The sequence below is a fragment of the Mesorhizobium sp. WSM4808 genome (assembly GCF_055811675.1).
This window is the reverse complement of record NZ_JBVVQX010000072.1, coordinates 1-863: the sequence shown is the minus strand read 5'-3', so window position 1 is coordinate 863 and position 863 is coordinate 1. Positions and strand designations below refer to the sequence as shown.

The window sequence follows — 863 nt, the reverse complement described above, 5'->3', positions numbered from 1 at the left end:
GTCGCTGTCGCCGCCGGAAAGCCGCTGGAGATCATGGAGGTCGACCTCGACGGCCCACGTGAGGGCGAGGTTCTGGTCGAGATCAAGGCGACAGGCATCTGCCACACCGACGAATTCACGCTGTCGGGCGCCGATCCGGAAGGTCTGTTTCCGGCCATCCTCGGCCATGAGGGCGCCGGCGTCGTCGTCGATATCGGCAAGGGCGTCACCTCGCTCAAGAAGGGCGATCACGTCATCCCGCTCTACACGCCCGAATGCCGCCAGTGCCATTCCTGCCTGTCGCGAAAAACCAATCTGTGCACGGCCATCCGCGCCACCCAGGGCCAAGGCCTGATGCCCGATGGTTCATCGCGCTTCTCGATCGGCAAGGACAAGATCTTTCACTATATGGGCTGCTCGACTTTCTCCAACTTTACCGTGCTGCCCGAGATCGCGCTGGCCAAGGTCAACCCCGACGCGCCCTTCGACAAGATCTGCTACATCGGCTGCGGCGTCACCACCGGCATCGGTGCTGTGATCAACACCGCCAAGGTCGAGATCGGCGCCACCGCCGTCGTCTTCGGCCTCGGCGGAATCGGCCTCAACGTGATCCAAGGCCTGAAACTTGCCGGCGCCGACATGATCATCGGCGTCGATTTGAACAACGACAAGAAGGAGTGGGGCGAGCGCTTCGGCATGACGCATTTCGTCAATCCGAAGGAGATCGACGGCGATGTCGTGCCCCACCTCGTCAACATGACCAAGCGTGGCGCCGACCAGATCGGCGGCGCCGACTACACATTCGACTGCACCGGCAGCACCAAGGTGATGCGCCAGGCGCTGGAAGCCTCGCATCGCGGCTGGGGCAAGTCGGTCGTCATCGG

General features: G+C 63.0%; 1 protein-coding gene. It reads left to right on the top strand.

Going from position 1 to position 863, the window contains the following annotated elements; all coding sequences use genetic code 11:
- The coding region (locus AC0L2U_RS34725) for an alcohol dehydrogenase catalytic domain-containing protein (RefSeq protein WP_473603708.1) at positions 1-863 on the top strand (863 nt) is incomplete at both ends.